This window comes from Parasegetibacter sp. NRK P23 (assembly GCF_023721715.1).
Classification (GTDB): Bacteria; Bacteroidota; Bacteroidia; order Chitinophagales; family Chitinophagaceae; genus Parasegetibacter.
The window spans coordinates 265014-291276 of record NZ_JAMDLG010000001.1 but is presented as its reverse complement, the minus strand read 5'-3'; the positions used below and the strand labels follow the sequence as shown (position 1 = coordinate 291276).

20 protein-coding genes are annotated in these 26263 nt (G+C 49.4%); 9 read left to right on the top strand and 11 right to left on the bottom strand.

The window, feature by feature from the left end; all coding sequences use genetic code 11:
• Positions 1–23 precede the first annotated feature (23 nt).
• From M4J38_RS01135 to M4J38_RS01120, 4 genes are read left to right on the top strand one after another with little or no spacing between them, the layout of a single operon-like run.
• Entirely contained in the window at positions 24–617 is a 594-nt protein-coding gene (locus tag M4J38_RS01135; RefSeq protein WP_251757683.1) for an OmpH family outer membrane protein, read from the top strand.
• Positions 617–1225, top strand: a complete 609-nt coding sequence (locus tag M4J38_RS01130; protein ID WP_251757682.1) for a DUF4254 domain-containing protein — start codon at positions 617–619, stop codon at positions 1223–1225. Before M4J38_RS01135 ends, M4J38_RS01130 begins: the two co-directional genes overlap by 1 nt.
• Positions 1225–2256, top strand: coding sequence for a glycosyltransferase family 9 protein (locus M4J38_RS01125; protein WP_251757681.1), 1032 nt, complete (start codon positions 1225–1227; stop codon positions 2254–2256). The genes M4J38_RS01130 and M4J38_RS01125 overlap by 1 nt, the downstream gene beginning before the upstream one ends.
• A gap of 11 nt (positions 2257–2267) precedes the next feature.
• Complete coding sequence (locus tag M4J38_RS01120) at positions 2268–2930, top strand: 2-C-methyl-D-erythritol 4-phosphate cytidylyltransferase (protein WP_251757680.1); 663 nt, start codon at positions 2268–2270, stop codon at positions 2928–2930.
• Here M4J38_RS01120 and M4J38_RS01115 read toward each other — a convergent pair whose 3' ends face one another.
• From M4J38_RS01115 to M4J38_RS01095, 5 genes are read right to left on the bottom strand one after another with little or no spacing between them, the layout of a single operon-like run.
• On the bottom strand, positions 2931–3842 hold the full coding sequence (locus tag M4J38_RS01115; protein WP_251757679.1) for a hypothetical protein: 912 nt from the start codon (positions 3840–3842) through the stop codon (positions 2931–2933).
• 1 nt (position 3843) lies between these two features.
• Positions 3844–6672: a M1 family metallopeptidase gene (locus M4J38_RS01110; protein ID WP_251757678.1), complete on the bottom strand. Its 2829-nt coding sequence runs from the start codon at positions 6670–6672 to the stop codon at positions 3844–3846.
• Between the two features lie 39 nt (positions 6673–6711).
• Complete coding sequence (locus tag M4J38_RS01105; protein ID WP_251757677.1) at positions 6712–8094, bottom strand: sugar transferase; 1383 nt, start codon at positions 8092–8094, stop codon at positions 6712–6714.
• On the bottom strand, positions 8094–9071 hold the full coding sequence (locus tag M4J38_RS01100; protein WP_251757676.1) for a Gfo/Idh/MocA family protein: 978 nt from the start codon (positions 9069–9071) through the stop codon (positions 8094–8096). Before M4J38_RS01100 ends, M4J38_RS01105 begins: the two co-directional genes overlap by 1 nt.
• 31 nt (positions 9072–9102) lie before the next feature.
• Entirely contained in the window at positions 9103–10197 is a 1095-nt protein-coding gene (locus M4J38_RS01095) for a tryptophan 2,3-dioxygenase family protein (protein WP_251757675.1), read from the bottom strand.
• Positions 10198–10319: 122 nt separating this feature from the next.
• Here M4J38_RS01095 and M4J38_RS01090 point away from each other — a divergent pair, with 122 nt between their 5' ends.
• Positions 10320–11678, top strand: coding sequence for an alpha-amylase family glycosyl hydrolase (locus M4J38_RS01090; RefSeq protein ID WP_251757674.1), 1359 nt, complete (start codon positions 10320–10322; stop codon positions 11676–11678).
• A gap of 240 nt (positions 11679–11918) precedes the next feature.
• Here M4J38_RS01090 and M4J38_RS01085 read toward each other — a convergent pair whose 3' ends face one another.
• The 4 genes from M4J38_RS01085 to M4J38_RS01070 form a co-directional block, all read right to left on the bottom strand.
• On the bottom strand, positions 11919–12908 hold the full coding sequence (locus M4J38_RS01085) for a response regulator transcription factor (RefSeq protein ID WP_251757673.1): 990 nt from the start codon (positions 12906–12908) through the stop codon (positions 11919–11921).
• A 65-nt stretch (positions 12909–12973) separates the two neighbouring features.
• Positions 12974–15577, bottom strand: a complete 2604-nt coding sequence (gene mutS, locus M4J38_RS01080; RefSeq protein ID WP_251757672.1) for a DNA mismatch repair protein MutS — start codon at positions 15575–15577, stop codon at positions 12974–12976.
• A 441-nt stretch (positions 15578–16018) separates the two neighbouring features.
• Positions 16019–16663, bottom strand: coding sequence for a leucyl/phenylalanyl-tRNA--protein transferase (gene aat, locus M4J38_RS01075; protein ID WP_251757671.1), 645 nt, complete (start codon positions 16661–16663; stop codon positions 16019–16021).
• Positions 16664–16667: 4 nt separating this feature from the next.
• Positions 16668–16958, bottom strand: coding sequence for an ATP-dependent Clp protease adaptor ClpS (locus M4J38_RS01070; protein ID WP_251757670.1), 291 nt, complete (start codon positions 16956–16958; stop codon positions 16668–16670).
• Positions 16959–17026: 68 nt separating this feature from the next.
• Between M4J38_RS01070 and M4J38_RS01065 the strand changes: the two genes are divergently transcribed.
• Positions 17027–18250, top strand: coding sequence for a cation:proton antiporter (locus M4J38_RS01065; RefSeq protein WP_251757669.1), 1224 nt, complete (start codon positions 17027–17029; stop codon positions 18248–18250).
• A gap of 24 nt (positions 18251–18274) precedes the next feature.
• The gene (locus tag M4J38_RS01060) at positions 18275–20425 is read left to right on the top strand and encodes a cation:proton antiporter (RefSeq protein WP_251757668.1); all 2151 of its coding nucleotides are present in this window, start codon (positions 18275–18277) and stop codon (positions 20423–20425) included.
• Positions 20426–20428: 3 nt separating this feature from the next.
• Here M4J38_RS01060 and M4J38_RS01055 read toward each other — a convergent pair whose 3' ends face one another.
• Both M4J38_RS01055 and M4J38_RS01050 read right to left on the bottom strand, forming a co-directional pair.
• Positions 20429–20839, bottom strand: a complete 411-nt coding sequence (locus M4J38_RS01055; RefSeq protein ID WP_251757667.1) for a thioesterase family protein — start codon at positions 20837–20839, stop codon at positions 20429–20431.
• A 9-nt stretch (positions 20840–20848) separates the two neighbouring features.
• Positions 20849–21256, bottom strand: coding sequence for a DoxX family protein (locus tag M4J38_RS01050; RefSeq protein WP_251757666.1), 408 nt, complete (start codon positions 21254–21256; stop codon positions 20849–20851).
• Positions 21257–21444: 188 nt separating this feature from the next.
• On the opposite strand from M4J38_RS01050, the gene M4J38_RS01045 reads away from it, so the two are divergent.
• Positions 21445–24540, top strand: coding sequence for a tetratricopeptide repeat protein (locus M4J38_RS01045; protein ID WP_251757665.1), 3096 nt, complete (start codon positions 21445–21447; stop codon positions 24538–24540).
• 33 nt (positions 24541–24573) lie between these two features.
• Positions 24574–26217 carry a hypothetical protein gene (locus tag M4J38_RS01040; protein ID WP_251757664.1) on the top strand — a complete coding sequence of 548 codons (1644 nt, stop codon included), beginning with the start codon at positions 24574–24576 and terminating at the stop codon, positions 26215–26217.
• Positions 26218–26263 lie beyond the last annotated feature (46 nt).

Genomic DNA, 26263 nt, shown 5'->3' with positions numbered 1-26263 from the left:
TATCTTTCACCAAACCAGGTTTCATGAAGAATTTCTCGATTGCATTGAATCTTTTGCTGCTCGTGGCAGTAGGTGTTCTTTTTTATTTCCAGTTTTCCAACAAACCCAATGGTGCCAAAAAAGTAGCGGCCGGAAATAACACGGCTGCTTCACCTGATGAATTCCGGGTGGCTTATTTTGAAATGGATTCCGTAGAAAAAAGTTATGAGCTCGTAAAAGACGCGCTCGAGCAACTGAAAGGAAAAGAAGGACAGATCGCCAGAGAACTCGGCGGCCTGGAGAGTTCCTATAAGAAAAGGATGAATGAGCTGAACCAACGCGGTCCAAGCATGTCACAAAGTGAAGGAGAAGCAGCGCAACGCGAACTTTTCCAGATGGAACAGAATTACCAGAGCAGGAAACAATCGCTCGAAAGGGAATTCTACAACCAGAACGAAACGCTGAAAGCGAACATTAAAAAGGAAATCGAAGACTTCCTGAAAGAATACAACAAGACCAAAGGCTATTCTTATATCATGGCCAACGAACCAGGACTTTTCTACTTCAAGGATACATTGTATGATGTAACCGCAGACGTTGTGAATGGCCTCAACTCCAAATACAAGAAGAAGAACTGATGATCAGCCAGGTTTGTAATAAGGTTTTTGAAGAAAGTATCCTGCGTTACCACGAAACGGATCATGTAGATACGCCATTGGTCAACCCGCACCCTTCCGATAAACTGGAGCATCTTCTATACGCGAAGAACTGGATCGATACAGTGCAGTGGCACCTGGAAGACATCATCAGGAATCCGGCCATCGATCCCGTTGAAGCGCTCGCCATCAAAAGAAGGATCGACGCTTCCAACCAGGAACGTACGGATATGGTGGAATACATTGACAGTTTCTTTCTGGATAAATTCAGCCAGGTGATTCCCCAGCAGGACGCTTCCATCAACACGGAAAGCCCGGCATGGGCCATTGACAGGCTCTCAATTCTGGCGTTGAAGATTTACCATATGCAGGAGGAGTCTGAAAGGGAAGACGCCTCTGAAGAGCACCGTGCCAAATGCGCAGCCAAACTGGAGATACTGCTGGAACAGCAGAAGGATCTTTCCCAGGCCATCGATGAACTGATGATGGAAATCTCCGCCGGTAGAAAATACATGAAAGTGTACAAGCAGATGAAGATGTACAACGATCCATCTTTGAATCCCGTGTTGTACGCGCAAAAATCCCAATAATGTCGACCAGGATACTGGTAATACGATTTTCGGCCCTCGGCGATGTTGCCATGACCGTTCCCGTATTGCGTTGTGCCTTGCAACAGTATCCGCAACTGGAACTGGTAGTGGTGTCCCGCGCCGCTTTCAAACCTTTGTTCGAAGGCTTGGAACGCACGCAGTTTGTATCCGCCGACCTGAAAGGGAAGCACAAGGGATTGGGCGGTATCGCCAGACTTTCGGGGGAACTAACGGGAACTGGTATCCGTGTTGTTGCCGATCTGCACAATGTTTTACGGTCAAGGATATTGGGATTCTTCCTGCAATTGCGGGGTATCAGACTGAAGCGAATCGATAAAGGCAGGAGCGAAAAAAAAGCGCTCACGCGAAAAGGCGCGAAATTGCTGAAACAACTGCCCAGCTCCCACGAAAGGTATGCGGCGGTATTCAGCAAGGCAGGCTTTCCGATCGACCTTTCTGCTTCTACTTCTGAACAACGTTTCAATCAGCCGCCGTTCCTGATGGAGGAGGGTGTTAATCATATCGGCATCGCGCCTTTTGCCCAACACCAGGAGAAAAGGTACCCATTGGAAGCCATGGAAAAAGTGATCCAATCACTTGTGGGTGAAAAAAGCAACAGGGTGTATATCTTCGGGGGCGGAAAGCAGGAAGTGGAACAGGCCATGCAATGGGAGAAAGCCTTTCCCGGCTTAATTTCCCTGGCAGGAAAATATACCCTGGCAGAAGAACTTTCGGTGATGAAGCGTTTGACCATCATGGTGAGCATGGACTCCGCGAACATGCACCTGGCTTCACTTGTTGGAACACGGGTGGTGTCCGTATGGGGCGCCACGCACCGCTTCGCCGGGTTTTACGGCTGGAAACAGGAACTGAAGGATATCGTGGAAACCGAATTGTATTGCCGGCCATGTTCTGTGTTCGGCAATAAACCTTGTTACCGCGGCGACCATGCCTGCATGAACAACATCGCCCCGGAACAGATTATCGCAAAAATTAAAGACCAACGCGCCTTTGAGGCGGTGAAACCATAAAGGAGAAGACCGTGAAAAAATATGCAGTAATAGTAGCCGGCGGAAGCGGCCAGCGTATGAACAGCCAGATCCCCAAACAGTTCCTGCCCATCAAAGGGAAGCCGTTGCTTTATTATGCCCTCGATACTTTCCTCGCCAGTTATGAGGACATGCACATTATTCTCGTGCTGCCCGAAGAATTCCTGGATATGGGCAAAGAGATCATCGACGGGTTCTTCGATCCTTCCCGCGTAACCATCACCGTTGGCGGAAGAACACGTTTCCACTCCGTGCAGAACGGGCTTGCGTTAATTGACGAGGAATCCGTGATCTTTGTGCACGACGGGGTACGATGCCTGCTCTCCACCACACTGGTGCGCCGTTGTTTCGACGCGGCCCTTGAATTCGGTACCGCCATACCCGCCATTCCCTGTAAAGACAGTGTACGCATGTTGCTGGAAGACGGCAACGAGGCGGTTGACCGCTCCAGCCTGGTACTCATTCAAACGCCCCAGACTTTCCACAGCAAAATATTGTTACCTGCCTTCCAGATCGATTACAAAGAGAAGTTCACGGATGAAGCCACCGTGGTAGAAGCCTTCGGACTGAAAGTACACCTCGTGGAAGGAGAAGAGAACAATTTCAAGATCACTACGCCGCTTGACCTTTTGCTGGCAGAACAATTGATCGGTTAATCATTTCTTTACCAGTTTCATCCACCACGGCAAACGGTTCACTTTAATCCGGTGGTAGGTTTCCATAGTGCTGCCGAAGCTGCTGTAGAAATAGGCCAGATTCCTGATATCAGATCCTTCAAAATCAAGTATAAGATTTTGCCCGGCATGGTCCCGGATAAACCCATCGATCAGCGCATGGGAGGCGCCCAGTGTTCTGCCATTGGGGTGATTGCCCACGAGTATGTAATAAGCCCGTCCGTTTGAAAAGAAGAACACGCAGGACGAGAGTAATTTCCCCCCCGCATCTGTTACGCCATAAGTAACAGCCTTTCCTTGTGGTTCAAGTAACGCATACAGCTGTTCGAAATGCACGAAATCTTCGTCGGTGATATTGGAGATGGGTTGTAACTGTGTTTTGGCGATGGCAATCACTTCCGAAACGGGAAAACCATGTACCACAGTGCAACCCAGGTTCAGCGCCTTTTTACAGTTGCGTTGGATATTTTGTTTGTAGCCCGCGAAAAGGGAAGGATAGTCCTGTTGCAAGGATAGTACGTAGTTGGCGCGGGCCGAAGGCTGCCACTCCGTTGGAATGGAATTGCCTTTGTGCAACGATATTTCCCAGAACCTGAACGATGGAGGAACTGCTTTCAGGAATGCACCCGTTGATGCCTCCGAATCCTGACCGTAAACCCCGAGCATCGGCGTGAAAGCCGGCATGTAAAGGTATTTGACTCCATATTTTTTACGCCAGGGAAGCGGCATTACCGCTTCATAATTTCCTTTCACCAGTACATCCCAATGCGAGGCCATCTGATCGAGGTACCAGGATTGCGCGTATATAGCTCCGTTATGATCCTGCGTGATGCACGCGTCATACGCGGCGGTGTTCAGTCGGTCCCTTGTGATATGTTGAATCCCGCTTTGCATATTATAATCCGATGCCCGGCATCCATTTCCGGGGTTGTAAGGCCTGGAGCTGGATGCTGAATGAAATGGTTTTCCAGAATTTTTTATCGCCCAGTGTGGAGTTGAAATAATCCCGGTATACTTTGCTGTAGAAGAGGGGGACGTAAATATTCAGTGCCTCACGGAACAGCGAGAACTGTAGTCCCGCGTCATACAGGAACTTTGCCTCAGATTCAGGTGTTTGCGGGTCCCATGCTTCCGCGTAAGTACCGATATCCAGGAAGAGTTTGAGGGGGATTTTAACGGGCAGCACCTGCAACGGGTTGAGTTTGGAAGGTACATCAGTCACCAGGTTCAGTGCCGCCAGCCAGTCGTCGGTTTTGCCCACTTTACTGCTCAACAGGTCCGTTCTTACTTTGAAGGCGCCATCCCTGACCATGATCTGTTGGGAGCGGAAACCTTCAAAGTCATTCCTGCCGATGAAATAGTCGCTGTAAGTATAGTCCTCGTCACCTTTCGGACCGGTCATATTCAAATGGTAACGGCTGTTCCTGAAACGTTTGGAAAGAGAGACTTCACCGGGATAAATGATTTTTCCGGCGAAGAACCTGGCTTGTAATCCCTGCTTTTTGAGGGTGGGATAATTGAAGAAATAAGTTCCCGTAAAGCCGAGTTTTAAGAGGTCCTGCATTTGTTCCAGCACCAGCGCGGCGGTGTAGGGATATAGTACCCGGTTGTTGTCCAGTTGGAAGGAAAGCTGGTTCAGGTACCGCGAACCGGTGGCACGGCCGGGAACGAAACTCGTATCGTTGCCGATGATTTGTCGTTGAAAGAGCAGGCTTTCTTCCCTGAAACTGTAATGCCTGAACCGGATGCTTTTCTCTATTTTCTCCAAAGGGTTTCCGGTGCCGAATTTAAAATTGAGTTCCGGCATGAACCTTTGCATCCTGAAATAAAACTTTTCGCTGCCTGCATCATAGCGGGAAGTGGAGAAAGTGGTATAGCTGATACCGGCGCTCCATTCTTTGAGCCGTGCATCGCGGTATTGGTGGTACGCGGCTTTCGCAAGTCCGTTCCATTGACCGCTTTGTGTGCCATAAACCGGTGCCAGCATAAAACGGAACGCGGGCATGGGCAGTTGGTAATTGTGGACCAGCAACCCGGGCATAAAGCCGTCATTCGCGTTGTAACCAGGCACCGGCATCAGTGAAATATACTGGAGGGAATCGGTGTTTTTCTGGTTGAAGAACCCGGTGAGTTTAATGCGTTTTCTACCAGCTGAATCGCGGGAGGGGATAGCCCCTTTTTTATCCAGGAGGTCGAAGTAAGTTTTGAAGTCTTTTCCGGTACTGGTTTCTAATGTCTCTTTCAGATCATTGGGAGTAGGATGTTTGAATTTCCATGATTCGTAATATTTTCTGAAAGCTTCCTGCATGGCGGGTTGTCCAACTTTTTGCTGCATGGCGTTCAGCCATTGCGCTGTTTTTTTATAAGTAACAAGCCCGTAGTTTGTTCCACTAAATTTTTCAGCAGGGATAGCGATAGGCTGGTCCAGTTTCGCTTTGAAAAGCTGGTGGAGAAAGAATTGCTCCTGTTGGTAAATGCCTTTCTGGTCTTCTTTCAATACATCATATTCCCGCAGATATTGTTGTTCTACCCAGGTATTCAATCCCTCATCCATCCAGGGGTGTAGCCTTTCGTTGGAACCGATCGCGGCCTGGAACCAGTTGTGTCCTGCTTCATGTGCGATCACCTGCTGAAGAAGGGCAGTATCTTTTTGTGAACTGATCAATGTGATGGCGGGGTATTCCATGCCGGTGAAGCGTTTGCCCGGAGCTGCTACCACGGAAAAAGTCGGGTAGGGGTAGTCGCCAAGATAGCCGGAATAAAAACGGATGGCCCTTTCGGCGTAACGCATGGCCGGCTTCCACCGGTCGGCCACCCAGGGTTGAAAATATACCTGGAGGGTAATGTTTTTCCCGGAAGGCAATGTGATTAGTTCTTCCTGTTTGATCCATTTCTTCCCGGCAAACCAGGCGAAATCGGAGCTGTTCTCCAGTTGGAAATGCCAGGTGTTCAGTTGGGAAGAAGAGGGTGTGACCACCGTATCCGGATCCGTTTTTTTAACGGAGGACGGCAACGTTTTTTGCTGCTGTTTTACAGTTTTTTTCACCTGTTCCATTTCAGGCGCAGCTACTACTGGCTTGTTCAAAAGCGTTCCGCCGGCGGCTACCACATAATCTTCCGGCAAATGAATTTTCACGTCAAAGTTGCCAAATTCAGCATAGAACTCACCCTGCTCAAGATAAGGCATCGGGTGCCAGCCGGCTGCATCATATACCGCGGGCTTGGGGTACCACTGTGTGATCAGGTACTGCTGTCCAACATGTCCAAGCCTTGAAATATACGCTGGAATTTTCACATGGAAGGGCGTACTGATGTCGACGGATGAACCTGGTGGTAAAGGAGAAGGTAAGTCGACACGAAGTACATCAATAAAAGAAGGATGGTCCTCCGTTTGTGCGGTGATCCCGTTCACCTTAAAATCAAGCCGGTTGATGTATCCTTTGTCTGCGGGTTTTGAAAAATAGAAATCTGTTCTGTCGAGCAGTAACAGTTGGTCGCTGAAGGCTGTTTTATCATGCTTATAGGCGTTGGGCCAGAGGTGGAACCAAATATAATTCAGCGTATCAGGGGACGCATTGGTATACCGTATTTTAACGGTGCCATCAAGGGTATGTTCACGGTCGTTGAGTGTTACCTCCAACTGGTAATCGGTACGCTGCTGCCAGTAATGCTGGCCAAAAGAAATGCAGGGAAGTAAAAGCAGCAGCGGGATAAAGATGCGCATCGGCGTGACCGTTTTTGTTTTAACGAAAAGGGCGGGCGCTTATTTCCCTTTCCCCATCAGAATGATCCGAAAGGTATGGATCAAAATCTTAAAATCAAGCAGGAGCGAGCAACTTTCAATGTACAAAAGGTCGTAGGGCAACCGCTCCAGCATCTGTTGTACGTTTTCCGCGTAACCGTATTGCACCATGCCCCAGGAGGTTAATCCCGGTTTCATTTTGAACAAAAAGGTATAATAAGGGGTATGGGTGGAAAGCTGGTCGATATAATACTTTCTTTCCGGGCGCGGCCCCACCAGGCTCATGTCTCCTTTGAATACATTCCAAAGCTGCGGCAGCTCGTCTATCCGCCATTGCCGCATAATGCGACCCCAGCGGGTAATGCGGGGATCGTTTTCTGAAGATAATTGCGGACCGCTCTTTTCCGCATCTTGGAACATGGAGCGGAACTTGATGATGTAAAAAGGTTTGCCCTTCCAGCCAATTCTTTCCTGGCGGTAAAATACCGGTCCGGGCGAAGATTTTCTCACTAGTATAGCGATAAGCAGAAAAAAAGGAGAAAGCACAAACAGTCCGAAAAATGACAGTACAACATCTGTAAGGCGTTTGATGTTCTGTTGCCAGTAAGGCATACCGCCGAAGCGAATATCAACCAACGGTAATCCATACATGCTTTCAGTACGGACGGCTCCCGTCAGGAGATCGATATCGGAAGGAATGATTTTGATTTCCACCTCTCTGGATATCAGTCTTGGGAGCAATGCTTCCACCAGTTGTTTCTGGTTGGGTTCGGTGGCGATGATCACCAGTTTAATGTTCTCCCGTTTTAACACCTCTTCCAACGACGATTGGTCCCCGAGTTTTTCGAGGCGTTCCCCAGGCAGATCATTGTGCTGCCCATTCAATGCCAGGTATCCACTGTAATGGTACCCGGTATTGCTGAGGTTCCTGCGCGAGTTTTTCCAGGTTTTTAAAGCTGATGGGCCGTTTCCTACCAGCAGTGTGGGGAAGACAATCTTCTTGGAAAGGATTTGCCTTTTCATCGTTTCCAGAATCAATACCCGCCCTGCCAGGGTAAGTGCGAAATGCGGCGCCCAGTACATATAGAAGGAATTGAAATCCACATTGTGGTTCAAGATTCCGGGAAGAGAAAGTATAAGGAGTAAAATTCCTGCCCCTGCAACTGTGAGGAAAAACGTGTTGAGTGCTTCGCTGATCCTTGATTTTTGATAGATATTCCTGTATGAGCCGGATGAATAATACAACAGCAGCCATCCGGCAGTGACGAGCAGTAGTCCATATTGAGTAGCGGTGATGCCAGGTGAAAAATGATTGCTGTACACAGCAAACAACAGCCATGCCGCCATTGCGGAGCAGGTATCAGAGATAAGGTAATGCGTGGCTTTCACTGTGCGGGCGCTCATTATTCGTCTTTGGGCGTGGAATGGCGGATTTTATGAAGAATCTGGTGGGCCACTTCCATGGCCGCGAATCCATCTATTTCGTTTACCTGTGTGCGTGTGTTGTTCCCGATGGCATCCCTGAAAGCTTCCAGTTCCATGCGGATGGCGTTGCCGTCTTCCACCGGCGGTGCATCTATGGCGATGGTGCGCACACCCGCTGGTGTTTCAAGGTCGAAGGTGAAAGCCGAAGTGTCTTCCGGTGTTTTCAACCGGATCACTTCCGTCTTTTTCTCCAGGAAGTCGATGCCAATGTAGGCGTCTTTCTGGAACAGCCTGATCTTTCGCATCTTCTTCATGGAAATGCGACTGGAAGTAAGATTGGCCACGCAGCCGTTGTTGAATTCGATGCGTACGTTGGCAATGTCAGGGGTATCGGTCATTACGGCGATACCGCTGGCGTAAATATTTTTTACATCGCTTTTTACGAGGGTAAGAATGATGTCGATATCATGGATCATCAGGTCAAGGATCACACTTACTTCTGTTCCCCTTGGATTGAACTGGGCCAGGCGGTGCACTTCAATGAACATAGGGTTCAGGTTCATTTTTTGTGCGGCCTGGAAAGCGGGGTTGAACCTTTCCACATGTCCAACCTGGAGCTTTACTTTCGATTCGGCTACCAGTTTCAGGAGTTCACGTGCCTCGTCCATCGTATTGGCGAGGGGTTTCTCCACAAAAATATGTTTGCCCTTGCGGATGGCAGCCTGGCAGAGTTCAAAATGAAATGGCGTAGGGGCCACAATATCCACGGCATCCACGGCGTCCATCAGTACGGTAGGATCCAGGAAGCGTGCGATATTGTATTTCTCACTTACTTCTTTCGCGGTATCATCATTGGGATCGTAAAATCCCACCAGTTCCGTTCCTTCGATCTGCTGCCAGTTGTTGAGGTGGAATTTCCCGAGGTGCCCTGTTCCAAAAACGCCTATTCGTAGCATGTTCGCTCCTGTTTAATGGACAAAGATAAGGTTAGGATTGGTTCTGCAATCGGCTGATCAGTTCCGGAGGCAGCGCCGGCAGGCTTTTTCTCCGGATCAGGAAAGTGGATAGTCCCGCAATGTCGCGGAAGATATAATGCCTGTTCAATGCGCCCTGGAGGTAGCCTGCGCCGGAGGTGTTCCCGGTTCCCACCCGCATGCCGATCATCCTGCGTACCATCATGAAATGTTTGTGCCGCCAGCCTGCCAGGTGGTGGTCTATATCAACAAGTCCGTCCAGTATCCGGAAAGAATGCTGGAACACGGGGAAATCACGGTACATCATGATAAACAGTGCTGCCCGCATGGCTTTTGCGGAAAGGGATGCCCTAGCCCCCTGTAAACGCTCTTTTTCCTCGGCACTCACTTCTTCGGGAATATGGTCGAAGAAAACGGCATCAAAATCGTATATCTTGGCCGCTTCATGTTCGGTTAGGCCAGACTGATAGATATACCGGTAATCGTTCCAGAAAGGATGTTTCTTTTCTTTGTTGAGGTATTTGGATTCATACGATTTCCAGTGTTCCGCTTCAAAGAAGGGCATCCTTTCGAGCCAGCGGTTAATGAGTTGCAACAGGCTTTCTCCTGATTCCGCCTGGTTGATGGCATTGTAATCGTGTGGGGTGAAGCCGCCCTCGTTTGTGCGTTTGTAATAATCATATTGGTGGCGTTTTTCCATCTGCAATCCAAGCCTGGCTTCTATCAGCCTGAACTGAAGGCTCTGGAAGCCGGAGGAGGGCGTAAGCAGGTTTCTGAAATCAAGGAAATCGAGTGGGGTCATGGTATCCAGGATGTGCACCTGCTGGTTCAGCAGTTCCAGTATGCGTTGAATGCGTTCCATGCGGTGAAATACCAGGTTCAGGTCTTCGGAATGGTCTTCTATCTTTTCTTTTCTGAAAATGGAAAGGATATAGTCCATTTCGAAAAGTATTTGTTTGAACCAGAGTTCGTAGGCCTGGTGGATCACGATGAAGAGCATTTCATCGTGCGCGGGCTCCTGTCCGTCTTCAAAGCTAACGGGATGCTGGCTGTCCAGTATTTTATCGAGATGAAGATAAGTTCCGTAGTACATGGCGTTCTGTTGCATGGGCAGTTGGTATTTTTCGCCCGGAATTTAGGACAATTTTCTTTCTGAAGTCCTGTTGTTGGATGAAGCCCCCGGTTTGCTCATCCAACATTCAAAATCCATAATTTTACGCAAACCTGTAAATGATGAATTACTCCATGCTAACGATGGCGGCGCTTTGTTGTGCGCTTGCCTGTAATGGTCCTGCCGCGAAACCGGAAGAAAAAACGCCGGAGGGTAGGGCTCCCTGGCTCGCTCAGAGCAATATTTATGAGGTGAATCTCCGGCAATACAGTCCCGAAGGTTCTTTTAACGCTTTTACGGCCCAATTGCCCCGCCTCAAAGAAATGGGCGTGGAAATATTATGGTTCATGCCCGTTACGCCGATTGGCGTGGAAGGCAGGAAAATGAATCCCGGCGACCTCGGCAGTTATTATGCGGTAAAAGATTACAAAGCGGTAAGCCCGGAATTCGGGACAGAAAATGACTGGAAAAACCTGGTGGAAAAGGCCCACGAAGCCGGGTTTAAAGTGATCGTTGACTGGGTGGCCAACCATACGGCCCCGGATCACCCCTGGATAAAGGCACACCCGGATTTCTACATGCGCGACAGTGCAGGAACCATTCTTCCGCCCAATGCAGACTGGACAGATACCCGTGAACTGAATTATGAAAACCCCGTTCTCCGCGACAGTATGATCGCGGCCATGAACTGGTGGCTCGCAACCTACAAGATTGACGGGTTCCGCTGTGATATCGCGGAAGAAGTGCCGGTTGATTTCTGGGCGCAGGCCATCCCCGAACTTCGCAAGACCAAACAGATTTTCATGCTGGCTGAAGGAGAAAAGCCCGCCCTGCACCAGGCCGGGTTCGATGCCACCTACACCTGGTCCGTGTTCCATGTCCTGAACGATATTGCCGCAGGAAAGAAAAACACCGTTTTCCTGGACAGTATTTTACTGGACAACCAATCCCGTTTTCCACCGGATGCGCTTCGGATGTACTTCACTTCCAACCACGACGAGAACAGCTGGAACGGAACCGAATTTGAAAGAATGGGCGCCGGCGCGGAAACATTCGCGGTATTTACCCAAACCATGGATAAAAGTCTGCCCCTGATTTACAGCGGACAGGAATCCGCCAACGCAAAAAGGCTGAAATTCTTCACACGCGATCCCATTCAGTGGGGAACCTATGAAAAAGCGCCATTCTACAAGAAATTGCTTTCGCTCCGCAAATCCAATCCCGTTTTTGACGAGGGCGCTACTTTCAGCAGAATAGCTTCTTCCAATCCTTCCATATTCGCATTCGTGCGGGAAAATAAAAAAGACAAACTGGTGGTGATCCTGAACTTCACAGGAGAGAACCAGGCATTCACATGGGACGACAGCAGCCTGACCGGTAAGTTTACGGATGTTTTCAGTGCAACCGGTTACGAGTTAAATCCAGGCACCGCACTGAACCTTGCCGGCTGGCAATACCTGGTGCTGGAAAATAAATAGGGTAACAAAAGAGCCGGACTTATTCAGCCCGGCTCTTTACGCACGTTTTCAATGTTCAGGGACGGTTCTTCTACGGATGTTGGATTTCGGACGGTTCAGGAAACAGGGGGTATGGATCAACACTAAATGACCAGTAACCTTAACACTACAAATATAAATTGTTCGTAACCGGTTGCATACCTCCGGAAGGCAAACCGATAACCAAGAAGGCTTTAATAAAATAAGGGTTTACACCTGATGTTAGTGGTTTTCCCGTAGTGCGCTGGGGAGGAAACCAAATTCTTTCCTGAAAGCTTTGGAGAAATTACTCAGGTTGGTGAAGCCGATCCTGTACCCGGCCTCTTTGATGGAATATTGTCCCGACTCGATTAACCGACGCGCCTCACGCAACCGGTTACGGTTGTAAAATTCATAGAGTTTCATCCCATACACCTCTTTGAAGCGGTTCTTGAGTTTGGTGGTGCTCATCATGGCCGCTTTGGAAAGGTTTTCGATAGATGGGAATTTCTCAGTTTCGGGATTACTAAGCAACTGTTCCACGGTCTGAAGTCCATGCAAGTCGTGTTCTTTCAGTTTGCGTGGAATGCCTTTGTCCTGTTCCATCTTTTCGATGAACGATTGGAAGAAAGTCTCCACCAGCAACAATATCCTGTTGTGGAGAATCAGTTTACTCAGGGGCGTCCGGGGATCGGTATTGAAAATATCTTCCAGGAAAGCCTTGTATTCCATGGTAATCAGTTCCCGGTTCACATTGTTGAGTTGTTGACCCGTATAAAGGAAGAGGTCAAAAAGAATGTCTTTGCCGATGTACCGCGCGATCATTTTATCATTGAAACAAATGCCTACGCGCCGCACCTGTGTGCCGGGTGAGAAGGTGATATCGAGGTCATAATTCGTGGAGGAAAGAAAAATATTGCTTCGGAACCGCGCTTCATCGTAAATACGGTCGGTACCGGTTTTTATTTCGATAAAGTCCTTTACCTGTACCTGGTTGAAGAAAAGCGTGAGCGAATACGGATCGGTTTTTTTACGGGAAAGTGTAAGCGCGTCGTTGAGGGTGAAATGCTGGATGATGTAGGACATGTCTCCATTGATCGGACCTGCAAGCACATAACCTTCGCCGTATTTTTCAGGAAGTTGCATCAGCCCTTTTTCTACCGGAGCGCCGAAGACAGCGGCAAGGCCAGCAACCCAATCGTTGAAGTTGTGTAGTTCGAATTCGTATGTCATCCGGGTAAGCGTTTTCAGTAACCTCATTGAAGGTACTACTTTCCGGGAACAAATACACGTTGCCGTTACGCCTTCACCATCTGCTTTATTTCCTGAAGTTTCAGCAGTGCCTCTACGGGGGTAAGCCGGTTGATGTCCAGATTGTCCAGTGTTTTCCTGATCTGGTCGAACGTTTCAGAATGCGCGTCAAAAATACTCAGTTGCACTTTGGGGGCAGTTGCTTTTTGCAGCGCCTCGGTGTTGGGCGCGTCGCCATGTTTCATTTCCAATTCGGCGAGTATTTCGTTGGAGCGGTTCAGCAGGGCAGGGGGCATGCCGGCCATTTTGGCCACATGGATACCGAAACTGTGCGTACTGCCGCCGGGTGCGAGTTTGCGCAGGAAGATAATCTTATTGCCGGATTCCTTGTTGGTGACATGATAGTTTTTAACGCCATCCAGTTTATGTTCCAGCTCATTCAATTCATGGTAGTGCGTGGCGAAGAGCGTCTTGGGTTTGAACGCCGTGAAATGGTGCAGGTACTCCACAATACTCCACGCGATGGAGATGCCGTCGTAGGTGGAGGTGCCCCTTCCGATTTCATCGAGTAACACCAGGCTTTTTGAGGTGATGTTGTTGATGATGGAAGCTGTTTCGTTCATTTCCACCATGAAAGTACTTTCGCCGCCACTGAGGTTGTCGGAAGCGCCGACCCTGGTGAAAATTTTATCGGTGATGGGTATGCGCGCTTCATCAGCCGGTACAAAACTTCCCATGTGCGCCATCAGCGTGATGAGGGCGGTCTGGCGCAGAATGGCGCTCTTACCACTCATGTTGGGACCGGTGAGAATGATGATTTGTTGAGAACTTCCGTTCAGAACGATGTCATTCGCGATATATGGTTCGCCGGGGGGAAGATTGCGTTCAATTACGGGGTGTCTTCCTTCTTTGATGAACAGTTCGTCTCCGGTATGAATCTGCGGCCTTTTATAGTTGAACTGAAGCGCGTTGTGGGCGAAACAGCAGAGGCAGTCAAGTTGAGCGAGTATCTGCGCGTTTACCTGGATAGGGGCGATATATTCCTGCAGTTCAAACAACAGTTGGTCGAACAATTGTTGTTCAATGGACAATATCTTTTCCTCGGCACCGGTAATTTTTTCTTCGTAAGATTTCAGTTCCGGTGTAATGTAACGTTCCGCGTTCGCCAGTGTCTGTTTACGGATCCAGGTTTCGGGAACCTTGTGTTTATTGGTATTGGTAACTTCCAGGTAGTACCCGAAAACATTGTTGAAGCCTATCTTGAGCGATGGAATACCGGTGAGTTCACTTTCTTTCAATTGCATTTGCACCAGGTAATCTTTTCCGGTGGTGGCAATGTTGCGCAACTCATCCAGTTCGGCGTTAATACCCGGAGCAATCACGCCGCCTTTTGCTGTTTGCACGGGAGGGTTCTCCTGAAGGGTATGAACGATCCGCTCCATGATGCCGGTGCAGGGATCGAGTTTTTCCGCCAGCTTTTGCAGACAACCATTGTTGGTTCCTGAAGCGAATTCCTTACAAAGCTTCACCTGCTGAAGGCCGCGTGCGATCTGCAGTACTTCGCGTGGATTTATTTTTTTCAACGGAATCTTACTCACCAAACGTTCCACGTCCCCCGACTGGTGAATGGGTTGGGTAATACTCTTTAAAAGATCCGGGTTCAGCAAAAGGTGTTCCACCGCATCCAGTCGCTCTTCAATAGCGTTAGGATCTTTCAGGGGCAGCACCAGCCATCTTTTCAGCAAACGTGCGCCCATCGGACTTTGTGTATGGTCCAGTACTTTCAGTAAGGTATTCCCGTTTTCCATACCGCTGGAAAGCAGTTCCAGGTTGCGGATCGTGAACCTGTCCATCCAGAGGAAGTCTTCCCTTTCAATGCGTTGAATGGCACTGATGTGTTGCAGGTTGGGGTGTTCCGTATCGCGGAGATAGTGCATCACGGCGCCTGCGGCGATGATGGCGGCGGCCATCTGATCGATACCGAAACCTTTCAGGGAATGCGTCTGGAAATGTTTCAGCAAAGTCTCGCGTGCATAGGTCTCCTGGAATATCCATTCGTCCAGTGTATATGTATAGAAGCGGGCACCGAACTGTTCGCGGAAGAGTTTCTGTTTGTTGCGCTGGTACACCACTTCGGCGGGACGTAAACTTTGCAGCAACTTATCGATGTATTCCTGGTTGCCTTCTGCGGCGAAGAATTCACCGGTTGAAATATCCAGCAGGGCTATGCCGCAGCGTTCCTCGCCGATGTGTACGCCTCCGAGAAAGTTGTTGCTGTTATGTTCCAGTAGTTTGTCGCTGGTGGCAACACCGGGTGTCACCAGTTCCGTAACCCCTCTTTTAACGATGCCTTTGGCTTGTTTGGGGTCTTCCAGCTGATCGCAGATGGCCACGCGGTGTCCGGCTTTCACCAGTTTGTGCAGGTAAGTATCCAGCGAATGGTGGGGGAATCCTGCGAGTTCCGATGAAAAAGCCGCGCCGTTGTTGCGTTTGGTGAGGGTGATGCCCAGCACCTGCGAAGCAATAATGGCGTCCTGGCCGAAGGTTTCGTAGAAGTCGCCCACGCGGAAGAGCAGCACGGCATCCGGGTAACGCGCCTTAATGGCGTTGTGTTGTTGCATTAAGGGCGTTTCTGCCGGGTTCTTTGCCATGGATCGTTTTTTGGAGAGGGGCAAATTTAGTGTTTTCGGGGCAATTTCTCGCGATTGCTTCCTGCTTCGTGCCTCGCAGTCTCGCAACTGCTTTGTGCTTCGCACTGCGCAGCGCAAGGGGGCGGAGACGCATTGCTTCATGCCTCGCAACGTTGTTTGTGTTTGGAGCGCTTTCCTTTTGGAGTTTTTTTATTTCACGCAACGGCGCAACGGCGCAACGGCCTGTTTTAATACGAGCTTACATTAAACAGATAAGTGGCAGCGAATGCAACATGTTTGAAAATACTTTATGCGTTGCGTCGTAGCGCCGTTGCGAGAAAATATCCTTAACTGAAAACGGCCCTCTATCCCCATGCCGAAACAAAAGCCTTCCCGAAAAACGCAACCGCTCCTTGCACCTCCGCGTTGCGAAGCAAGAACTAATCGCGTGAAAAAAAGCAATCACAACCCCCTTCCCAGCATCCCCACAAATTCCGCCCGCGGTATCATCCTCGCCCCCAGGCTCTCGAGGTGTTCGGTATATACCTGGCAATCAATCAGGGAAACGCCTTCCGAAGCCAGTTGCTGCACGTAAAGAATGAACGCGTATTTGCTGGCATTGCTCTGTCGCGAGAACATACTCTCTCCGAAGAAGAAAGTACCCATCCTTATCCCGTACAAACCACCCACGAGTTCACCGTTCTCCCAGGCTTCGGCGGAATGCGCATATCCTTTCAGGTGAAGCCGTGTGTAGGCGCGTTCCACGTCGTCGTTGATCCAGGTGCCGTCGTAGCCGGGACGCGGGGTTTTCCGGCAGGCACGGATCACTTCGGGGAAAGCTTTGTTGACCGTGAAATCAAATTTCTGTTGACGGAGGAGGCTTCGCATGCTTTTGGAAACCTTAAGTTCATTGGGGAACAGCACGAAACGCGGGTCGGGACTCCACCAGAGCGGCGTATCGCCTTCGTACCAGGGGAAGATGCCATTGCGGTAGGCGATGAGCAGCCGTTCTTCGCTGAGGTCGCCGCCCATGGCGAGTAAGCCATCGGGCTCGGCGAGGTGTACCGGTGGGAATAAAAGTTGCTGATCGAGTGCGAAGATGGGCATGGGCTTACACGAGTTCCTCCACGGTAGCGCCGATGCCGCGGTCGGTGATGGCGTCGCACAAAGGTTTAAGTTCGTCGTAGGAGCCATTCTTCACACTGCACTTGCCTTTGAAGTGGATCAGTATGGTGCATTGCTCGGCCTGCTCCGGTGAATGACCGCAAACATCCATCAGTGTTTCAATCACGAATTCAAAGGTATTTACCTCATCGTTCCAGACGATCAACTGGTGGCCGCCGTCTAAAACGTCCACCTCATCTGTATCCTGCCATTTCGAAGGTGTGGTTGCTTCTTTCATGATATTGCGAAATTAGCGTAATATTACGGAACCTGAAAACCATTGGATCAAAGTTAAAAGACGAGCAGATGAGTGCGAATACCGTAATAATTGTTGTGAGTTCCCTGATCATCCTTTCCTATCTTTTTAATATCATCGGGAGATGGATCAAAGTGCCTTCCGTATTGTTATTGATAGGCACCGGTATCGCGGTGAACAATTTGTCGGAAACCTTTGGCTGGGAACGGTTTACGGTAACGCAGCCGGTGGAAGTGCTCGGCACCATCGGATTGATCATGATCGTACTTGAAGCCGCCCTCGACCTCAAACTGGAACGGGAAAAAGTGCCGCTGATCCGCAATTCCTTTTTTTCGGCCCTGGTGATCTTTGTTTTTTCCGTGGTGCTTATTTCCGGACTGATCCATTTCTGGCTGGAAGAACCGTTGTTAAACAGTATCGTGTACGCTACGCCGCTCAGCATCATCTCCAGTGCCATCGCCATTCCCAGTGCGGAAGTGCTGCAGCACGATAAAAAAGAGTTCATCGTTTATGAATCGTCTTTTTCCGATATCATCGGCATCATCGTATTCAACTACGTGATCATGGATGAAGTGCTTTCTTTTGGCGCGTTCGGCTCTTTCCTCACCAGTTTGTTGCTGGCCATCGGCCTTTCCCTGGTTTCCACTGTGGTACTGAGTTTCCTGCTGGCCAATATCCGTATCAACCTAAAATTCTTCTTGTTGTTCGCCATCCTGTTGTTATTGTATTCCACCGGTAAAATCATTCACCTTCCTTCCTTGCTGATGATCCTGGTATTCGGACTGCTCCTTAACAACCACGAGGTTTTCAGGAATACCCGCTCCACAAAAGTGAACGCGTTGATGCGGAAGTTCATGGACTCTAAAACCATTGAAGAACTGATGGTGGTGCTGAAGTCGATCACGGCGGAAACGGCTTTCCTTATCCGCACTTTCTTCTTCGTATTGTTCGGTTATACCATTGACATCAGTTTCGTTTCCAATCCGGATGTGATCCTGATCGGTTCTTCCATCGTGGGGATTCTCCTGTTGATCCGTTTTCTCTACCTGAGAATGATCCTGAAAACAAATCTTTTCCCCGAACTCTTCCTGATGCCGCGCGGACTCATCACGATATTACTTTTTTATAGTATTCCTGAAAAGAATAAACTGAATAACTTTAATGAAGGAATTTTGTTCTTCGTTGTAATTGCCACGGGTTTGCTTATGACTGTAGGATTGCTGTTTTATAAAGAGGACAAAGCGCTGTACCACAATACAGATGTAAGTATTTAATCATTAACCGGAGAACCTGTTGCTATGACCATTTTTTTATCGGCGAAATGGCAGCTTCCCCTGAAAGATCCCGTGCTGATCTTTTCGCTCGTGCTGTTCATCATTTTACTGGCGCCCATACTGCTGCGGAAACTTCGCATTCCCAGTATTATCGGCCTTATCATCGCGGGGATGGTGATCGGGGAGAACGGCTTCGGTATCATCCAGAAAAGCAGCATTGACCTGTTCGGAAAAGCAGGCCTGTTGTATATCATGTTCCTTGCAGGGCTTGAACTGGACATGACTGAATTTAAAAAGAACCGCAATAAAAGTATCGGCTTCGGGATATTCACGTTCGCGATTCCTTTGTTTGTTGGTTTTGCGCTATGCCGTTACGTGATGGATTTCAGTTTCATGGCCTCTTTACTGGTATCCAGTATGTTCGCCACACATACCCTGGTGGCCTATCCGTTGGCGAGCAGGCTCGGCATTACCAGGAACGAAGCGGTGACTGTTACTGTGGGCGGAACAATTATTACGGATACGGCTGTACTCATTATTCTTGCAGTGATCACCGGGGCGGCATCGGGCGAACTGAACCAGGGTTTCTGGCTCCGGCTCGGGTTATCCATCACCTTGTTCGCGGTAGCCGTGATGTGGGGATTTCCTTTAATTGGCCGGTGGTTCTTCAAAAAGATAAAGGACGATAAAACCTCGCACTTCATATTCGTGCTGGCCATGGTTTTCCTGGCAGGTTTCCTTGCTGAACTCGCAGGCATTGAAGCCATCATCGGGGCCTTCCTGGCGGGCCTGGCGCTGAACCAACTTATTCCGCATTCTTCTTCACTCATGAACAGGATCGAATTTGTCGGGAACGCGTTGTTTATTCCTTTTTTCCTGATCACCGTGGGCATGTTGGTGGACCTGAGGGTTTTGCTGAAAGGACCGGAGGCGCTTAAAATCGCGGCCGCACTTACTTTGATGGCGCTTTCCACCAAGTTCCTCGCCGCTTTCCTGGCGCAGAAATTCTTCGGATTCTCCGCCACGCAACGGAACGTGATCTTCGGACTCAGCAGCGCACACGCCGCTGCTACCATCGCGGTGATCCTGATCGGTTACAACATGAATATCGTGGATGAAAACGTGCTGAACGGCACCGTGATCCTGATTCTCGTTACCTGCATGGTGGGCTCTTTCGTAACGGCCAACGCGGGCAGGAAGCTTGCAATCCAGGCCGCGGATATGAACCATAAAGCGCCCGACAGTGTGGAAGACAGGTTCCTGGTGCCTATTCTGAAAGAAGAAGAAATGGAAGAACTGGTGGATTTCGCGTTGATGATCCACGACAAACAACACACCACACCAGTTTACCCACTCGCCGTGGTACAGGATGATGCCGCCGCGAAAGAGCAGATTGTGAGAAGTAACCGCCTCCTTGAAAAAGTGGTGGCGCACGCCGCGGCCACCGACGCGAAAGTACAGGTGGTCACAAGAATAGACCTCAACCTGTCGGACGGTATCGCCCGCGCCGTGAAGGAACTGATGATCTCTGACCTCGTATTGCCCTGGCCCGAAAAACCTACGACCACCGAAAGACTTTTTGGTACCCTCTTCGGTACCAATATCGATAATATCCTGAACGGCGTACGCGAAACGATTTACATCTGCCGCTTTGTACAGCCGATGAACATCGTAAAGAAAATCGTGGTGGCCGTTCCGAAAAACGCCGAATTCGAAAAAGGGTTCGTGCACTGGGTGCAGAAACTGAACTATCTCGCGAAGCAGGCAGGAGCGAGGTTAGTGGTTTACGGAACCGCCCGCTCCTTCAAAGCCGTGAAAGCCGTGTTGGAAAGTATGAAAGGGATTACGGATGTACAACACCGTGAATTCTCCGGAATCGAGGACCTGCTGCTGATTGCAAGGGAAGCCAGGGAAGACGATATGCTGGTGGTACTCACCTCGAGAAAGGGAAGCATCTCTTATGAAAGTTCCATGGATAATGTGGTGGGCAAGATATCCAAACATTTTTCCCGCAACAACGCCGTGCTGATTTACCCGGAACAACTGGAAGGCAATATCCATGAACCCGGAATCCGTGCGGAAGATATTACGCTCGCGCCCATTGAAGAGCAGTTGAAAAACCTGAATAAGATCAGGAAGGTCGTACAACGTTTCTTTGGCGGAAAAGGGAAATAACAATCAGGTGAAGTAAGTTTTTAGTTTATCCAGGAGCGCTTCAGGGCAGGTGGTTTTCTCCATACTACCTGCTTTTACGAAATACAAAGTTACTTTCCCGATGGTGAGCAGCTTGCCCGCTTCATTGTACACTTCCTGATGAAATTCAATCCTGTGGCCGGAAGGCAGTTCTTTGAGGATGGTCTTCACCGTGAGGAGGTCGTCATAATGCGCGGGGCGCAGGAACTTGCTGTGGAATTCTACGATGGGCATAATGACACCCATCTGTTCCATGGCCTTGTAGGTAAACCCAAGCTGACGGATCGTTTCCACGCGACCCACTTCAAAATACTGCGCATAGTTACCGTGGTACACCACGTTCATCTGGTCGGTTTCCGCGTACCGTACACGCACCTGAGTAGTAGATTCAAACATAACCGCTGCTTATTTTCCGATCATTCCGTCAATACTGGCCTTGCCGGGTCCTACCATCAATACGGCGAGGAAGGCGGTCAGGAACAAAGCGGCGCTTTCACCTTCACCGAAATTGCCATGATGGGCCATAAAAAACGCGATGGCCATTACAATCACCAGCGGCACCGCTGCCAGTCTGCTGAAAAGTCCGAGTATCAGTAACAATGCGCAGAATACTTCCGCGAAAATGACCATGAGCAGCGACCAGCGGCTGCCTATATGAAACGGATCGGAGAATTTATATTGAAGGGTAGAGAACTTCTTCATTTTTTCGAAGCCATGGTTCACGAGCATCAGTCCGCCGAAGGTTACCCTCACCAATAACATGGTTACGTTAAAGGCCCAGTCGGAGTATCGGATCGTCAGTAGTTTTTTCATTTGATGGATGGGGTGATGTTTCAGGCGTCAAATTTAGCGGAAGTTTTACACTAACAAAATGTTAATCCTTTGATACCGTGCAGCGTGTTTGGAACGATCTTTGGTGCGGCTGAAAATAATTTGATAATTTACAGCGTTCCCGGTACGGACGGGAACATTTCTTTCATCAGAAAACCTATACAGCCAACATGGATCTTCATACCAGGAACAATCACCTTCGCGCAACGTGGGTCCGCTTGCCGCTGGCGCTTACCCTCGCGTTAACAGCGGTGGGAACGCTGGCTCCGGAACAGGAAACTTTCGCGCAGGCAACAGCCGTTTACCGCGATCCCCAGGCCGCATTTAAAGAAGCGCATGAGTTTTATCAGCACCAACAATATAGTCTGGCATATCCCATCTTCAGGAAACTGGAAAGGGATTTTAATTCTGCCGACAAATCCACGCATTCCATCCTTCACCAGGAGGTGAAGTATTATTCCCTGGCCTGCGGGCTGAAACAGAATGAAGCCGAAGCCGCGGAAAGAACGAAAGAGTTCATTCTGCTGGAACAGAATACCGCACGTGCCGAAATGCTGAGTTTTCACCTGGCGGAATATTATTTCAGGCAGCAGAACATCACTGAAGCCTTGCGCTATTATGAGCAGGCCAATATCGCGCATCTTTCCAACGAAGAGATCGCCGCGATGAAGTTCCACCAGGGCTATGGATACTTCACACAGCAGAAATTCAGTCAGGCGAAGCCTTTGCTGAACGCCATCCGGCAGATGAAGGATGATGCCAATTTCAAAGACGCTAATTATTATTATGGGTTCATCGCTTTTTACGAAAGGAACTATGCCGATGCGCTCACCAGTTTCCGCGTAGTGGAAAATGAGCCGCAGTACGAAAAAGTAGTGCCTTACTATATCGCGGAGATTTATTATTTCCAGGGAGAAAAGGAAAAAGCGATTGAATACGCGGAAGCCAAATTGAAAAAAGGCAACCAGTACTATGATATCCAGATGCGCCAGATGGTGGGGCACGCGTATTTTGAAAAAAGAGAATACGCCAAAGCACTGCCTTACCTGGAAGAATATGTAAAGAAGGCGCCGAAAGTTACGCGGGAAGACCTTTACGAACTTTCCTATTGTTATTACCAGGCCGGGAACTATACAAAGTCTATCGAAGGGTTCAAGCAATTGAGTGGTAAGGAAGATTCGTTGAGCCAGAGTTCCATGTATATGCTCGGGGACGCGTACCTGCGTACCGGCCAGAAGGCCAATGCCAGGAACGCGTTTCTGTTTTGTTCCAGCAACAGCAGCAACCAGCAGCAGAAAGAAGTGTCGCTTTTCAACTACGCTAAACTTTCTTATGAACTGGGGTACCAAGACGTGGCCATTACGGAAATGAAACGCTTCCTCCAGGAATATCCGCAGTCCACGTACAATACCGAGGCCCGGGAGATTCTGGTGAGCGTGCTGGCGAATACCAACAACTACAAAGACGCGCTGGCTTACCTGGAGAGTTTGCAGAATCCTGGTCCTGCCGCCAAAAGACTGTACCCACGCATATTGTACGGACGTGCCACGGAATTTATCAACGATGGGTTACTCGCTTCCGCGGACGACCTGCTGGATAAAGCATTGGCCGATCCAAACAATATACCCGTTCTGCCCTTCCTGCATTTCTGGAAAGGAGAAATCGCGTTCAGAACAGGGAATCCCGATGCGGCTATCAGGCACTATACGTCCTACCTCAGCAGCGGTGCCCCAACGAACGATGAGGTGAACGGCACCAATGCCCGTTACAACCTGGGCCACGCTTACTTGCGCAAAGAGAATTACAAACAGGCGCTTTCCCAGTTCGAATCGGTGAACCGCACGGCTTCGCCCACCGCGAACCCGGTGCAGCAGGACGCCTATCTGCGTTCCGCCGACTGCTACTATATGAGCCGGGAATACGCGAAAGCAAGGAGCATGTACAGTAATGTGGTCAGCAACGGATGGCCCGCAGCCGATTACGCCAGTTTCCAGAACGCCATGATCGCCGGTGTGAACCAACCCAAAGAAAAGATTAGTCTGTTGAACAGCATGGTGCGTCAATACCCGCAGTCCACGCTTACGGCAGACGCGAACATGGAGATCGCGAAAGCATACCTTGCCAACGAGCAGTTCGCCGAAGGCATTCCTTACCTGAATAATGTACTGAAGTCGGGCGTTACGGGTAACCTGAAGCCGGAAGCCTACCTGAAACTCGGTATCGCTTATTATAACCTGGACAAGAACCAGGATGCACTTGCCGCTTACCAGAGTTTGATGGACCAGTATCCCAATTCTCCCGAGGCGGAGGCCGCTACAGAGAACGTCAGGAACATATATGTGGAGCAGGGCAGAACCGATGACTATGTCGCTTTCATGAAAAAAGCCGGTAAAGCGGTGTCCGTGAGTGAGGAAGATTCTCTGATGTACGCTTCCGCGGAAATTCAATACATGAATGAAAACTACAGCGGGGCGCAGATCGGGTTCACCAATTACCTCAGCCGCTTCCCCGATGGAGGAAGCGCACTGGATGCGAATTATTACCTCGCTGAGATTTATAACAACAAAAAAGACTGGGCCAACGCTTCGAAATATTATGAAGCGGTGGCGTTGAAGGCGCCGAATAAATTCGCTGAAAGATCGGTATTGCAGGCCGCAAGACTCAATTTCTTCGACCTGAAAAATTACGAGAAAGCGGCGCAGTATTTCACCCAGCTTAAATCCATCGCCGCCTCACAGGAAAACCGCCTGGAAGCTATGCGCGGACTTTTAAGAAGCCAGTATCAGTTGAACATGTGGGCGGAAGGCGCGGCCAACGCGAAGGAACTGCTTGCTGAAAAAGGTGCCAGCACGGATGATAAGGTCATCGCCAATATGGCCCTGGCCAAATCTTACCAGGTCAACAACCAGCGCGAACTCGCCATCAGTACGTACAAAACGGTGGCTGCTTTGAACAAAGCCGCTTATGGCGCGGAAGCCAGGTACGAAATCGCGAAAATGCAGTTCGAACTTAAAGATTACAAAACAGCGGAAAAATCGGCTTTTGAAGTAATTAACAAATCTGGTTCGTACGACCTGTGGCTCACCAGAGCGTATATCCTGCTTGGTGATATTTATTTCGCGCAGAAAGACTATTTCAATGCCAAAGCTACCTTCCAGAGCATCGTGGACAACAGTAATTTCCCTGATCTGAAAGAACAAGCACAGCAGAAACTGGATACCGTAACAAAAGAAGAAGCCGCCTCCGGGAAACTGGGCGGAGAATAAACCGGCATTGAATTCAAAACCGATCAACCATCAATGATGATACAAGTGCGTAAAACGATATTTTCTCTGCTGGCGATACTGGCCGCCACACAGGTGGACGCGCAGGAAAACGGCAAACAGAAAACGATTGACATTACCTCCACCTTCAAACCAGTGTTGCGGGAAGCGGTGAAAATCAACTTCTCCGCTGCGCCGCCGCCCGCCGATACGACAAAGCCAAGACTCACCTACAATATCCCGAACCAGAACCTCTACTTCATGTACCAGCCGGTTTCCCTGAAACCTATGGCGCTGCAGGTGGATTCAGCCGGGAGGTGGGACAACAGCAATTTTGTGAAACTCGGTTTCGGGAACTTCCAAACCCCGTTCGTACAGGCAGGATTTACTTTCGGAGACGGCTCCGGTAACGCGCTCAGCATCCTCGCCGACCACGTGGCCTCCAAAGGAAAATTGCCGTTCCAGCAATACAGTCAGACCGGACTGAAGCTGAACGGCACAAAAAGAACCATCGGTAACCAGGAATGGAACGGAGGCGTGAAATTACAATCGGACCAATATTACCGCTACGGCTTCGAACCCAATACCCTCGTGCTGGATAAAGAGCAGGATAGCTTACGTGTACGCTACCAGACCATCGGCGCGGAAATAGGGTTCCGCAACATAGAACCCACCACCTATGGCATATCCTATCATCCGCAATTGAAAATTTCCGCTTTCAACGATAATTACAAGAACGCAGAAAGCAATGCCATCCTGAACCTGCCCATCCAGAAAGGACTGGGTGAAAAAGTAGGCATTGATCTCTCTTTTACGGCTGATCTTACCCGTTATAAAAGACATGATTCGGTTGCCATCAACAACAACCTGTTCTATCTTTCTCCTTCCATATTCTACAAAACGGAGAATGTACGCGTGAATGCGGGGATACGTCCTTCCTGGGACAATGGCGATTTCAAATTATTGCCGAACATTGAACTGGAAGTAGGTACATCTGACAAAGAATTCACCGTTCAGGCCGGATGGACCGGTTATTTCCGCAAGACCACCTTTGAGTCGCTGGCCAACTTCAATCCCTGGATCAAACGTCCGGATTCCTTGCTGAACACAAGGATTGGAGAGATTTACGGGGGTATTAAAGGAACCCTGGGCAGTCATTTCGCGTATGGCGCCAAACTCGGTGTGATGCAGTTTACCAACGCCGCGCTCCTCGCGAACGATACCGTTACGGGGCGCACATTCGATTACATCAACGAAACCCGGATGAAGGCGCTGAACCTGGCCGGAGAATTGTCTTATACCCAGGGAGAGGCCTTTTATGTAAAAGCCGGGCTCAACATGTACCGTTACACCGGGCTGAAGACGCAGGACCAGGCCTGGGGGCTGATCCCCACCGAATTAACGGGCAGCATCCGCTGGCAACCCTTGAAGGACCTTTTCCTGAAGGCTGATCTTTTCGCCTGGGAAGGCGCGAACGCAAGAAGGAAAGACCTTTCCGATTTCAAACAAAGTGGTGCATTTGACCTGAACGCAGGGGTAGAATTCAGGATCACCAAAGCGCTGAACCTGTGGTTGCAGATGAACAATATTCTGAATAATAAGTACCAACGCTGGAACCAATATGAAGTGTTAGGATTTAATGTGCTGGGTGGCGTGGTGTTTCGGTTTGATACGAAATGATTTTAGTACTAAGGAAAGGAACGTAAATAAAAGGAGTGGCGCTTAC